The 11,477-nt window shown below is 55.1% G+C and carries 13 protein-coding genes and 1 other annotated feature (1 of these 14 running past the window's edge); of the genes, 8 read left to right on the forward strand and 5 right to left on the reverse strand.

The features are described 5' to 3' along the window. Nucleotides 1-29: 29 nt before the first annotated feature. Complete coding sequence (locus AB3N39_RS03130; RefSeq protein ID WP_136195632.1) at nucleotides 30-1,031, reverse strand: zinc-binding alcohol dehydrogenase family protein; 1,002 nt, start codon at nucleotides 1,029-1,031, stop codon at nucleotides 30-32. A 108-nt stretch (nucleotides 1,032-1,139) separates the two neighbouring features. Here AB3N39_RS03130 and AB3N39_RS03135 point away from each other — a divergent pair, with 108 nt between their 5' ends. Next, nucleotides 1,140-2,039, forward strand: coding sequence for a LysR family transcriptional regulator (locus AB3N39_RS03135; RefSeq protein WP_367897070.1), 900 nt, complete (start codon nucleotides 1,140-1,142; stop codon nucleotides 2,037-2,039). 90 nt (nucleotides 2,040-2,129) lie between these two features. On the opposite strand, the gene ettA is transcribed toward AB3N39_RS03135, so the two are convergent. Continuing rightward, nucleotides 2,130-3,797 (reverse strand): energy-dependent translational throttle protein EttA, encoded by a 1,668-nt coding sequence (ettA, locus tag AB3N39_RS03140; RefSeq protein ID WP_006810191.1) that lies wholly within the window; start codon nucleotides 3,795-3,797, stop codon nucleotides 2,130-2,132. A gap of 227 nt (nucleotides 3,798-4,024) precedes the next feature. On the opposite strand from ettA, the gene sltY reads away from it, so the two are divergent. Next, on the forward strand, nucleotides 4,025-5,962 hold the full coding sequence (gene sltY / locus AB3N39_RS03145) for a murein transglycosylase (protein ID WP_367897071.1): 1,938 nt from the start codon (nucleotides 4,025-4,027) through the stop codon (nucleotides 5,960-5,962). A gap of 55 nt (nucleotides 5,963-6,017) precedes the next feature. Next, on the forward strand, nucleotides 6,018-6,344 hold the full coding sequence (gene trpR / locus AB3N39_RS03150; RefSeq protein ID WP_047747961.1) for a trp operon repressor: 327 nt from the start codon (nucleotides 6,018-6,020) through the stop codon (nucleotides 6,342-6,344). Here the strand turns inward: trpR and yjjX are convergent. Beyond that, nucleotides 6,341-6,856, reverse strand: a complete 516-nt coding sequence (yjjX, locus tag AB3N39_RS03155; RefSeq protein ID WP_048961786.1) for an inosine/xanthosine triphosphatase — start codon at nucleotides 6,854-6,856, stop codon at nucleotides 6,341-6,343. The two genes, trpR and yjjX, sit on opposite strands and share 4 nt — an antisense overlap. A gap of 50 nt (nucleotides 6,857-6,906) precedes the next feature. Between yjjX and gpmB the strand changes: the two genes are divergently transcribed. Beyond that, nucleotides 6,907-7,554 carry a 2,3-diphosphoglycerate-dependent phosphoglycerate mutase GpmB gene (gpmB, locus tag AB3N39_RS03160; RefSeq protein WP_008502057.1) on the forward strand — a complete coding sequence of 216 codons (648 nt, stop codon included), beginning with the start codon at nucleotides 6,907-6,909 and terminating at the stop codon, nucleotides 7,552-7,554. On the opposite strand, the gene robA is transcribed toward gpmB, so the two are convergent. Further along, nucleotides 7,551-8,420, reverse strand: coding sequence for an MDR efflux pump AcrAB transcriptional activator RobA (gene robA, locus AB3N39_RS03165; protein ID WP_111964082.1), 870 nt, complete (start codon nucleotides 8,418-8,420; stop codon nucleotides 7,551-7,553). The two genes, gpmB and robA, sit on opposite strands and share 4 nt — an antisense overlap. A gap of 211 nt (nucleotides 8,421-8,631) precedes the next feature. Here robA and creA point away from each other — a divergent pair, with 211 nt between their 5' ends. Continuing rightward, the gene (creA, locus tag AB3N39_RS03170) at nucleotides 8,632-9,105 is read left to right on the forward strand and encodes a protein CreA (protein ID WP_008502054.1); all 474 of its coding nucleotides are present in this window, start codon (nucleotides 8,632-8,634) and stop codon (nucleotides 9,103-9,105) included. Between the two features lie 46 nt (nucleotides 9,106-9,151). Here creA and arcA read toward each other — a convergent pair whose 3' ends face one another. Continuing rightward, complete coding sequence (arcA, locus tag AB3N39_RS03175; RefSeq protein ID WP_003856501.1) at nucleotides 9,152-9,868, reverse strand: two-component system response regulator ArcA; 717 nt, start codon at nucleotides 9,866-9,868, stop codon at nucleotides 9,152-9,154. A gap of 95 nt (nucleotides 9,869-9,963) precedes the next feature. Here arcA and yjjY point away from each other — a divergent pair, with 95 nt between their 5' ends. The 3 genes from yjjY to thrL all read left to right on the forward strand — a co-directional run bounded on the left by yjjY (nucleotide 9,964) and on the right by thrL (nucleotide 11,470). Then, nucleotides 9,964-10,104: a protein YjjY gene (gene yjjY / locus AB3N39_RS03180; RefSeq protein WP_085928893.1), complete on the forward strand. Its 141-nt coding sequence runs from the start codon at nucleotides 9,964-9,966 to the stop codon at nucleotides 10,102-10,104. A 399-nt stretch (nucleotides 10,105-10,503) separates the two neighbouring features. Then, nucleotides 10,504-11,190: a tRNA/rRNA methyltransferase gene (locus tag AB3N39_RS03185; RefSeq protein WP_133293754.1), complete on the forward strand. Its 687-nt coding sequence runs from the start codon at nucleotides 10,504-10,506 to the stop codon at nucleotides 11,188-11,190. A 211-nt stretch (nucleotides 11,191-11,401) separates the two neighbouring features. After that, nucleotides 11,402-11,470 carry a thr operon leader peptide gene (gene thrL / locus AB3N39_RS03190; RefSeq protein ID WP_015572623.1) on the forward strand — a complete coding sequence of 23 codons (69 nt, stop codon included), beginning with the start codon at nucleotides 11,402-11,404 and terminating at the stop codon, nucleotides 11,468-11,470. Beyond that, nucleotides 11,409-11,477: a sequence feature (Thr leader region), on the forward strand (it continues 49 nt past the right edge of the window). It overlaps the preceding gene by 62 nt.

Genomic DNA, 11,477 nt, shown 5'->3' on the forward strand with positions numbered 1-11,477 from the left:
AGAGGGCCGGGTTGAGGGCATCAAGCCACTCAGAACTCCACCACCACTTTTCCGCGCATATGCCCGTCCAGTACCTTACGGTGCGCCTCGGTAATGCTCTCCACGCTCAGCCCGTGCAGCGTTTCACTCAGTGAGCTTTCCACCACGCCATTATCTACCAGCTTCGCCACCTCATTGAGGATCTCACCCTGACGCGCCATATCCGCGGTCTGGTACATGCTGCGGGTGTACATAAATTCCCAGTGCAGGGCGGCGGATTTGGATTTCAGCTTGTCCTGATTCAGCGGGTGTTCATTCTCGACGATGGAACAGATATGCCCCTGTGGGGCAATCAGTTCGCTGACCGCATCCCAGTGCCCGTCGGTGTCGTTGAGGATGAAAATGTAATCCACAAATTTGAGCCCGTGTTTCGCCAGTTCGCCTTTCAGATCGCGGTAGTTCACCACCACATCTGCACCGCGATCGCGGCACCACCGGGCGGAATCTTCGCGAGACGCGGTTGCGACGATCTTCACCTTGCTGTTGTGCTTCGCAAACGGGATCGCCAGCGATCCCACCCCGCCCGCGCCGCCAATGATCAGCAGGGTTTTGTCCGCGCCGGCATCCTGAATGTTCAGCCGTTCAAACAGGCCTTCCCACGCGGTGAGTGCGGTCAACGGCAGTGCAGCGGCAGCGGCCCAGCCGAGGCTTGCAGGCTTGCGCCCGACAATGCGCGCATCAATCAGCTGATGCGTGGTGTTGCTGCCCGGGCGGGTGATGTCGCCCGCGTACCACACTTCATCTCCCGGTTTGAATCCGGTGACGCCCGTCCCAACGGCTTTGACGATCCCGCTGGCGTCCCACCCGAGAATGCGCGGCTCTTTCAGCCCGTTTTTGGCAATGCCCGCGTGGACTTTGGTATCGACCGGGTTAACCGAGACGGCTTTGACCTCCACCAGCAGATCGTGCTCGCCGGGCTGTGGCATCGGTGGGGTGATTTCAATGAAGGTGGACGGATTTTCCGGGTTCACGGCAATGGCTTTCATTGACATGGTGTGCTCCTCAATGGCATGCGTTTTGTTGAGGCTAGTCTATTAAGTGGCCAGCTGCATGATAAGATGGACAATCAAGAACTCAGCGTTCGTACAGGATGAACAATCATGTTTAAACAGCTGCAGGATATGGCGCTTTTCGCGCTGGTGGCGGAGATGGGCAGCTTTACCGCGGCAGCCCAAAAAGCCGAACTGCCGAAATCCAGCGTCAGCCAGCGAATTAGCCAGCTGGAGCAGCAGTTGGGTATCCGCCTGCTTAACCGCACTACCCGCAGGCTGAACCTGACGTTTGCGGGCGAGCACTATCTGGTGCACTGCCGCGAAATGCTGGCGGCCAGCGAGCGGGCGGAGTATGCCATTCAGCGCCTGCGCGAAAACCCGAGCGGGCGGCTGCGCATCACCTGTCCGGCTGGGATTGGCGCGACGCTGCTGGCGCATATGAATGCCGAGTTCCAGCTTCGCTATCCTGAGGTTTCGCTGGACGTGTCGATCTCTGATGATGTGGTGGATCTGGTCGAGTCCGGCTTTGACGTGGCGCTGCGTACCGGCAAGCCGCAGGACTCCTCCCTGATTGGCCGAATGATCGGGCACTGTCCGCGCTACATGCTGGCCTCGCCGGAATATCTGGCGCGCCGGGCGCCGCTAACGCATCCCCGTCAGCTGGTGGAGCACCGCAGCATTACGCACAGAGCCTGGTCGGAGTGGCTTCTGCGAAGCGAGAATGAGGATTACCGCTACCTGCCGGATAACGCGCACATGACCGATAATCTGGTGTACGCCCGCGAGTGCGCGATGGCTGGGGCGGGGATCACGCTGCTTCCTGCATTTCTGCTGGGAGATAAGGTTGAAAAGGGCGCGCTGGTGCAGGTACTGCCGGAGTGGAACGTTGAAGGCAACGACCTCTGGCTGGCCTACCCGAGCCGCAAGCTGAATTCGCCCGCGCTGATGAGCTATATCGAGTTTGCGATGCAGTTTGACGAGGTGAAGCGGTATTACGTGGGTGGCTGAGTTTGTGCCGCCTGATGCCCTCACCCTGGCCCTTTCCCACGGGGAGAGGGTACAAACATAAAAACGGCAACCGAGGTTGCCGTTTTGCTTTTATTTCGCGATACGCTTGTACTTAATACGCTTCGGCTCCAGCGCGTCGGCGCCCAGCGTGCGTTTCTTGTACTCTTCGTATTCGGTGAAGTTACCTTCGAAGAACTCCACCTTACCTTCGTCCTGATAGTCCAGGATGTGGGTCGCGATACGGTCCAGGAACCAGCGGTCGTGCGAGATAACCATCGCGCAGCCCGGGAACTCCAGCAGAGCGTTTTCCAGCGCGCGCAGGGTTTCAATATCCAGGTCGTTGGTTGGTTCATCAAGCAGCAGAACGTTACCGCCCACCTGCAGCAGCTTCGCCAGGTGCAGACGACCGCGCTCACCGCCGGACAGTTCGCCCACGCGTTTGCCCTGGTCGGTGCCTTTAAAGTTAAAGCGGCCAACATAGGCGCGGCTTGGCATCTCGGTGTTGCCGATACGCATGATATCCAGACCGCCGGAGACTTCTTCCCACACGGTTTTGCTGTTGTCCATCGCGTCACGGAACTGGTCAACGGAGGCCAGCTTCACGGTCTCACCCAGGGTGATAGAGCCGCTGTCAGGCTGTTCCTGACCGGACATCATGCGGAACAGGGTCGATTTACCCGCGCCGTTCGGACCGATGATGCCAACGATAGCGCCTTTCGGTACGGAGAAGGTCAGGTCGTCGATCAGCAGACGGTCGCCGTAGGACTTACGCAGGTTGGTCACTTCAACCACTTTATCACCCAGACGTGCTCCAGGTGGAATAAACAGTTCGTTGGTTTCGTTACGTTTCTGGTATTCGGTGTTGTTCAGCTCTTCAAAGCGTGCCAGACGGGCTTTGCCCTTAGACTGACGGCCTTTCGCGCCCTGACGAACCCACTCCAGCTCTTTCTCGATAGACTTACGACGCGCCGCTTCCTGAGACGCTTCCTGCGCCAGACGCTGATCTTTTTGCTCCAGCCAGGAAGAGTAGTTGCCTTCCCACGGAATACCTTCGCCGCGGTCCAGCTCCAGGATCCAGCCAGCGACGTTGTCGAGGAAGTAACGGTCGTGGGTAATCGCCACAACGGTGCCTTCGAAGTCGTGCAGGAAGCGCTCCAGCCACGCCACGGATTCCGCATCCAGGTGGTTGGTTGGTTCGTCGAGCAACAGCATATCTGGTTTTTCCAGCAGCAGGCGGCACAGCGCCACGCGACGGCGTTCACCACCGGAGAGGTTAGCGATTTTCGCATCCCAGTCCGGCAGACGCAGGGCGTCAGCCGCGCGCTCCAGTTGCACGTTCAGGTTGTGACCGTCGTGCGCCTGGATAATCTCTTCATACTTGCCCTGCTGTGCAGCCAGCTTGTCGAAGTCCGCATCCGGCTCGGCGTATTTGGCATACACTTCATCGAGACCTTTCAGGGCGTTAACCACTTCGGATACCGCTTCTTCAACGGATTCGCGCACGGTGTGTTCCGGGTTCAGCTGAGGTTCCTGCGGCAGGTAGCCAATCTTGATGCCAGGCTGCGGACGGGCTTCACCTTCGATGTCTGTATCAATGCCGGCCATGATGCGCAGCAGGGTGGACTTACCGGCACCGTTGAGACCCAGAACACCGATTTTTGCGCCCGGGAAGAAGCTCAGCGAGATATTTTTAAGAATATGACGTTTCGGCGGGACAACTTTGCCGACACGATGCATGGTATAAACGAATTGAGCCACGTTGGACTTCGCCTCTTTTATCGTAATGAGAAGGAATTTCAGCCTCGAAGTGTAGCCTTTTTCACGTCCTAATCCCAGCCAGGAACGTCGGGAGTGTTAAAACGCGCAAGAAAGGTAAAAAAGTGTCCATGACGTGGCGCGTTGAAGGATGCCTGGTTAGCATAAGTTAATTAGACTTTGACGTGGCAAGACGCTGCAATTGACGAAAAAACAATGAGGAAGAGCTTGTGGAAAAAGCCAAACGGGTGGTCTGGCGTCTGCTGGCTGCCAGCGTATGCGTAATGGCGGTAAGCCAGGCGGTGCATGCCGATTCACTGGATGAACAACGCAACCGCTACGCTCAGATTAAACAGGCGTGGGACAACAAGCAGATGGATACCGTTCAGGCGCTGATGCCGACGCTAAAGGATTATCCGCTGTATCCGTATCTCGAGTATCGTCAAATTACGGACGATCTCATGAATCAACCCACCGTTACTGTGAATAACTTCATTCAGGCGAACCCGACCCTGCCGCCTGCCCGAAATCTCCAGTCTCGATTTGTGAACGAACTGGCGCGACGCGAAGACTGGCGCGGACTGCTGGCGTTTAGCCCTGAAAAGCCGAATACCACCGAAGCGCAGTGTAACTACTACTACGCGAAATGGGCGACCGGCCAGCAGGAAGAGGCCTGGGCCGGGGCGAAAGAGCTCTGGCTGACCGGGAAAAACCAGCCGAACGCCTGTGATTCCCTGTTCGGCGCGTGGCGCGCATCCGGCAAGCAGGATCCGCTGTCCTACCTTGAGCGCATCCGTCTGGCGATGAAAGCCGGCAACACGCGTCTGGTGACCACGCTGGCGGGGCAGATGCCGTCCGATTACCAGACGATCTCCACCGCGGTTATCTCGCTGGCTAACGATCCTAACAGCGTGCTGACCTTTGCCCGCAGTACGGGCGCGACCGATTTTACCCGCCAGATGGCGGCGGTGGCCTTTGCCAGCGTGGCGCGTGACGATGTGGAAAACGCGCGGCTGATGATCCCGCAGCTGGTGCAGGCGCAGCAGCTTAATGAGGAACAAACCCAGGAGCTGCGCGATATCGTGGCGTGGCGACTGATGGGCACGGATGTGACCGATGAACAGGCGCGCTGGCGTGACGATGCCATTATGCGTTCGAACTCCACGTCTCTGGTGGAACGTCGCGTGCGCATGGCGCTGGGTACGGGCGATCGCCGTGGGCTGAATACCTGGCTTGCGCGGTTGCCTATGGAGGCTAAAGAGAAGGACGAATGGCGCTACTGGCAGGCCGATCTGCTGATGGAGCGCGGTCGTGATGACGAGGCCAAAGAAATTCTCCATACGCTGATGCAGCAGCGCGGGTTCTACCCGATGGCAGCCGCGCAGCGCCTGGGCGAGGAGTACACCTTCCGCATTGATAAAGCTCCCGCTAACGCGAACCCGGCGCTGACGCAGGGGCCAGAAATGGCGCGCGTGCGTGAGCTGATGTACTGGAATATGGATAATACCGCGCGCAGCGAGTGGGCGAATCTGGTGACCAGCCGCAGCACCGACGAGAAAGCCCAGCTTGCCCGCTATGCTTTTGATAACCACTGGTGGGATCTGAGCGTGCAGGCGACGATCGCCGGTAAGCTTTGGGATCATCTCGAAGAGCGTTTCCCGCTGGCTTACAAGGATCTGTTCGATCGCTACACCAGCGGCAAAGATATCCCGCAAAGCTACGCGATGGCAATTGCCCGTCAGGAGAGCGCATGGAACCCGAAAGTCCGTTCCCCGGTGGGCGCCAGCGGCCTGATGCAGATTATGCCGGGCACGGCGACGCACACGGTGAAGATGTTTAATATTCCTGGCTACAGCAGCCCGTCACAGCTCCTGGATCCGGATACCAATATCAACATCGGTACCAGCTACCTGCAGTACGTGTATCAGCAGTTCGGCAATAACCGCATCTTCGCGTCGGCGGCGTATAACGCGGGGCCGGGTCGCGTGCGTACCTGGCTCGGCAACAGCGCCGGACGCATTGACGCCGTGGCGTTTGTCGAGAGTATCCCGTTCTCGGAAACGCGCGGCTATGTGAAGAACGTGCTGGCCTATGACGCCTACTATCGCTACTTCATGGGGCAGAAAGATACCCTGATGAGAGATGACGAGTGGCAGAGACGTTACTGATCGGCGCGGGTTGTGTTATGCTGTACTCGTTAATGAGTACAAGAGGCAGCATAACATGACCCAGCATTCCCCGTATTCCTCGGCAATGGCCGAACAACGTCATCAGGAGTGGCTTCGTTTTGTGGAGCTGCTTCGCCAGTCTTACGAGCAGGATTTGCACTTACCCCTTATGCAGCTGATGCTCACGCCGGACGAGCGTGAGGCGCTGGGCACGCGCGTGCGGATCATCGAAGAGTTGCTGCGCGGCGAGATGAGCCAGCGCGAGCTGAAAAATGAGCTCGGCGCGGGCATCGCAACGATTACCCGCGGATCGAACAGCCTGAAGTCGGCGCCCGTTGAGCTGCGCCAGTGGCTGGAAGCGGTATTGCTGAAAAATACCTAACGATAAATCGCGTTATGGAACGGGCTTAACGCCAGGATCACCGCCTGATGATAAACGCCTGAACGCGTCAGCGCGCCTGCGGTAAAGACGCCAATCGCCCCTTCTTTACGGCCAATCTCATCAATGCCGGTGTACTGCGACATCACCGGCCCGAGCGCTTCACCCGCGCGGACTTTTTCCAGAATAATCTCCGGCAGCGGCAGGGTGGCTGAACGCGCTTCACCGCGCTGTTCACGGCTTTCGATCACCACCCAGCTAAAGGTTGCGCCTTCGTCGATACCGGCTTCAATTGCCACCCAAAAGTCCGCATCCGGTGCCGCAGCCCTGGCATTTGCCACGCGGTTTCGTGCGCCAGCGCGCGTTTCCTCGCTGCCAAACGGCTGTTCAGGAACGCCACTCTCGACGCCGATGGCTTCAATATGGCAGGATCCTGCGCCGAAGATCTCTTCAAATGCCCTTAGAATTGCCTGAATTTTGGCAGGATTAGTGGTAGCAGAGACAACATGGTGCATAATTAAGCTCGATTCAAAAAAAACTCATCGCAGTATAACGGAAAAAAAGCATGTTACAGGTATACCTTGTTCGCCACGGTGAAACGCAGTGGAACGCCGAGCGACGTATTCAAGGCCAGTCAGACAGTCCTCTTACAGAGAAGGGCGTGCAGCAAGCGTGGCAGGTGGCAGAACGCGCCCGAACGCTGGGCATTACCCACGTCATTACCAGCGATTTAGGTCGCACACAGCAGACGGCGCGCATCATTGCAGACGCCTGCGGCTGTGACGTCATGCTTGAGCCGCGCCTGCGCGAGCTGGATATGGGCGTGCTGGAAAAACGCCATATCGATACGCTGACGGAAACGGAAGAGGGCTGGCGCCGCACGCTGGTGAACGGTACCGAAGATGGTCGTATTCCTGAGGGCGAATCCATGCAGGAGCTCAGCGTCCGTATGCATGCCGCACTGGCGGAATGCCTGAAGCTTCCGGCGGGAAGCCGTCCGCTGCTGGTGAGTCATGGGATTGCGTTGGGATGCCTGGTGAGCACCATTCTGGGATTACCGGCTTACGCTGAGCGCCGTTTGCGTCTGCGTAACTGCTCCATTTCCCGAATTGATTATCAGGAAAGCGCGTGGCTGGCGTCAGGTTGGGTCGTGGAGATGGCAGGGGACATTTCGCATCTCGATGCCCCTGCGCTTGACGAACTGCAGCGTTAACGACGTATTGGAATCAAAAATTCCATACGCAGATTAATTGGGCCTTCTTCCGGTTTGGCATCCTGCGCCGGGTAGTAGCGCTCAATGTCCTGACCTTTACGGCGATTCAGATTCAGCATTGGCATGCAGGTACCGTAAACGGTCAGGATAAACTCCTGTACCCCCGTTCCCAGCCCTTCATAGGCGAACATCACGTACTCGCCGCCTTCCAGCACGACAGGCTTCGAACCCTGAATATACCCGTTGGCCATCTCTGGCGTCAGCGCGGTGGTGTAGAACACCTCCTGCTCGTCGTCTTTTTCCTGGCTTGGATGCGTTTCGTTGAGGCCATACAGGATAGGCGGGATCGCCGGCGCGTGGCTCAGGAAGTCGCGCCAGAACTGGACGCGCATCTGATGTCGGAACTCAGAAATCTGCTCCAGTGAACAGGAGTAGCTCTGCGTCGTGCCGATCAGATGGGTTTCCGGCAGTGTAATAATGTCGTACTTCGGCATTGCGAACTCGCCCAGACGCAGTGGCGGACGCATGCCAAACGAGCTCCAGTCAGGCGAGCGACGATAAAGCGCTGGCGTCAACAAGAACTGTTTTTTAAAGGCGCGGGTGAATGTCTGCTGTGAATCGAAACGATATTGCAGGGCAATATCCAGAATCGGCCGCGCGGTGAGGCGCAATGCTACAGCAGATTTTGATAAACGACGTGCGCGAATATAGGCCCCGATGGCATGACCGGTGACATCCTTGAACATCCTTTGCAGATGCCACTTGGAATAGCCTGCTTTAGCCGCCACATGATCCAGTGACAAAGGCTGGTCGAGATGACCTTCCAGCCAGGTGAGCAGGTCGCGAATAATTCCAGCCTGATCCATATACTATCCTCATCCTTAAAACAGCAGGTGCCTGATAACAGGTTAGCGGATAATAGCATTTTTTGATGTTTTAGCATTCAGTGTTTTTTTTGCGCATTCATGCTTTTTCGAGCACATTACAGGCAGATATATTCTAATCCTGTGATCTTGCTACATTTTTGTCTAAAGTGTTGAATAATCGCTCACTGTAATTTTAAAGAATGGTAACAATATGAAATACAAGACTTTGCTCTTCACCGCGCTGATGTTGATGGTCGGGCGCGTTGCACAGGCGGAACAGATTGGTTCCGTCGATACCGTGTTCAAAATGTTTGGCCCGGACCACAAAATCGTGGTAGAGGCGTTTGACGATCCGGACGTGAAAAACGTCACCTGCTATGTCAGCCGCGCGAAAACGGGCGGTATCAAAGGCGGACTGGGGCTGGCGGAAGATACCTCCGATGCGGCGATCTCATGTCAGCAGGTGGGCCCGGTTGAATTGAGCGACAAAATTAAAAACGGCAAAGCGCAGGGCGACGTGGTATTCCAGAAACGGACCTCGCTGGTGTTCAAAAAGCTGCAGGTTGTGCGTTTCTACGATGCCAAACGCAATACGCTGGCCTACCTGGCCTATTCTGACAAAGTGGTGGAAGGGTCACCGAAAAACGCGATCAGCGCGGTGCCGATTATGCCCTGGCGGGAATAAAAAAAACGGCGCATAAGCGCCGTTTTTTAATGCATTAACTGCGGGATTATTCCTGCAAATCGCCGCAGAAACGGTACCCTTCGCCGTGAATGGTGGCGATGATTTCCGGCGTGTCTGGCGTAGATTCGAAATGTTTACGAATACGACGGATGGTGACGTCTACGGTACGGTCGTGCGGCTTCAGCTCACGGCCGGTCATTTTCTTCAGCAGTTCTGCACGGGACTGAATTTTTCCCGGGTTTTCGCAGAAGTGCAGCATCGCGCGGAATTCACTGCGCGGCAGTTTATACTGCTCACCGTTCGGGCTAATCAGCGAGCGGCTATTAATATCAAGTTCCCAGCCGTTGAATTTGTAGCTATCTACGCTACGACGCTCTTCGCTGACAGTACCCAGGTTCATGGTGCGGGACAGCAGGTTGCGTGCACGAATGGTTAACTCGCGAGGGTTGAACGGCTTGGTGATGTAGTCATCCGCACCGATTTCCAGGCCAAGAATTTTATCAACTTCGTTATCACGGCCCGTAAGGAACATTAACGCGACGTTCGCCTGCTCGCGCAGTTCGCGCGCCAGAAGAAGACCGTTTTTGCCCGGCAGGTTAATATCCATGATCACCAGGTTGATATCATTTTCAGAAAGGATCTGATGCATTTCTGCGCCATCGGTCGCTTCAAAGACATCGTAGCCTTCTGCTTCGAAAATGCTCTTTAACGTGTTGCGTGTTACCAACTCGTCTTCAACGATAAGAATGTGCGGGGTCTGCATGTTTGCTACCTAAATTGCCAACTAAATCGAAACAGGAAGTACAAAAGTCCCTGACCTGCCTGATGCATGTCGCAAATTAACATGATCGGCTTAACGTGACTAAAGTACGTAATTGCGTTCTTGATGCACTTTCCATCAACGTCAACAACATCATTAGCTTGGTCTTGGGTACTTTCCCTTTGGACCCGACAGTGTCAAAAACGGCTGTCATCCTAACCATTTTAACAGCAACATAACAGGCTAAGTGACACCAGACACCCAATAAAACTACGCTTCGTTGACATATATCAAGTTCAATTGTAGCACGTTAACAGTTTGATGAAATCATCGTAGCTGAATGCTAGCCTTTGTCACAATTTTTCAATAAACCAACTAGTTGCGGACATTGATTTATAAACGAAGCGAATCCAATCAGAATAGGGTATTCATGCTGCCATTATCATTATAAAACATAGGGATAATGGTGTTCTATTAACATTCTAACTGATTGTTCAGACACAGAATAGTTTAGCGTTTTTAATTTGTTATGAAACGCTATTTCGGTGATTTGTGTTGCAATTTTGTAAATTCGCGCTGCGTAATATGTTGAAGTGCATCACATTTTTGCCGGCTAACTGATTAAAAAGAGAGCATAAATGCATCTGTCGATTGTACTGGTTGCCCCAGCCAGAGCAGAAAATATAGGCGCAGCGGCGCGTGCCATGAAGACCATGGGTTTTACCGATTTGCGCATTGTGGACAGCACGGCCCATCTGGAGCCAGCCGCGCGTTGGGTGGCGCACGGATCGGGAGATATTCTCGATAATATAACCACTTACGCTACGCTTGCCGACGCGCTGCACGACATTTCGTTTACCGTTGCAACCACGGCGCGTAGTCGCGCTAAGTTCCACTACTATGCGACGCCAGCGGAGCTGGTGCCGATGCTGGAAGAGAAAAGCCAGTGGCTGGAGAAAGCGGCGCTGGTATTTGGTCGTGAAGATTCCGGATTAACCAACGAGGAGCTGGAACTGGCGGACGTGCTCACCGGTGCGCCGATGGTGGCCGATTATCCTTCCCTGAATTTGGGCCAGGCGGTCATGGTGTACTGCTATCAATTAGCCTCCCTAATACAAATTCACCAGCCTAAGGCTGAAAGGGCAGATGAAAATCAGCTGGCTGCGCTGCGCGCACGCGTTGAGCAGCTGTTAACGCAGTTGGAAGTAGCTGACGATCAAAAAATGGCTGACTGGCTGCAGCAGCGTTTGGGACGTCTTGAGCAGCGGGACACCGCAATGCTGCACCGTTTGCTGCATGATATTGAAAAAAAATTGGCCGAGTAAAATACTGCCATAAGTTTTTACTATGGCGAATAAGTCTGTCTGTATGGGTTGCATCTGGGGGAATCGGATGAAAATAAATCTGCACGCAGCGGGACGTGAGAGTCTTCCGAATTGTGATCAAATTAAAAATTCGTTGACTTAACGAGCCCGATCCTTTAACCCTAAAAGAATACAGCACAGACAGATAATAATGACAGAGTACACAACATCCATGAAACGCATCAGCATCACCACCATTACCACAACCATCATCATTACCACTGGTAACGATGCGGGCTGACGCGTAC

It is taken from the genome of Enterobacter vonholyi, assembly GCF_040834095.1.
Taxonomy (GTDB): Bacteria; Pseudomonadota; Gammaproteobacteria; order Enterobacterales; family Enterobacteriaceae; genus Enterobacter; species Enterobacter vonholyi.

Bases quoted from the DNA above. Each gene is read 5' to 3' on its own strand.
- AB3N39_RS03130 (WP_136195632.1), bottom strand. From the start codon at position 1,031: ATGTCAATGAAAGCCATTGCCGTGAACCCGGAAAATCCGTCCACCTTC.
- AB3N39_RS03135 (WP_367897070.1), top strand. From the start codon at position 1,140: ATGTTTAAACAGCTGCAGGATATGGCGCTTTTCGCGCTGGTGGCGGAG.
- trpR (WP_047747961.1), top strand. From the start codon at position 6,018: ATGACCCAGCATTCCCCGTATTCCTCGGCAATGGCCGAACAACGTCAT.
- yjjX (WP_048961786.1), bottom strand. From the start codon at position 6,856: ATGCACCATGTTGTCTCTGCTACCACTAATCCTGCCAAAATTCAGGCA.
- gpmB (WP_008502057.1), top strand. From the start codon at position 6,907: ATGTTACAGGTATACCTTGTTCGCCACGGTGAAACGCAGTGGAACGCC.
- robA (WP_111964082.1), bottom strand. From the start codon at position 8,420: ATGGATCAGGCTGGAATTATTCGCGACCTGCTCACCTGGCTGGAAGGT.
- creA (WP_008502054.1), top strand. From the start codon at position 8,632: ATGAAATACAAGACTTTGCTCTTCACCGCGCTGATGTTGATGGTCGGG.
- arcA (WP_003856501.1), bottom strand. From the start codon at position 9,868: ATGCAGACCCCGCACATTCTTATCGTTGAAGACGAGTTGGTAACACGC.
- AB3N39_RS03185 (WP_133293754.1), top strand. From the start codon at position 10,504: ATGCATCTGTCGATTGTACTGGTTGCCCCAGCCAGAGCAGAAAATATA.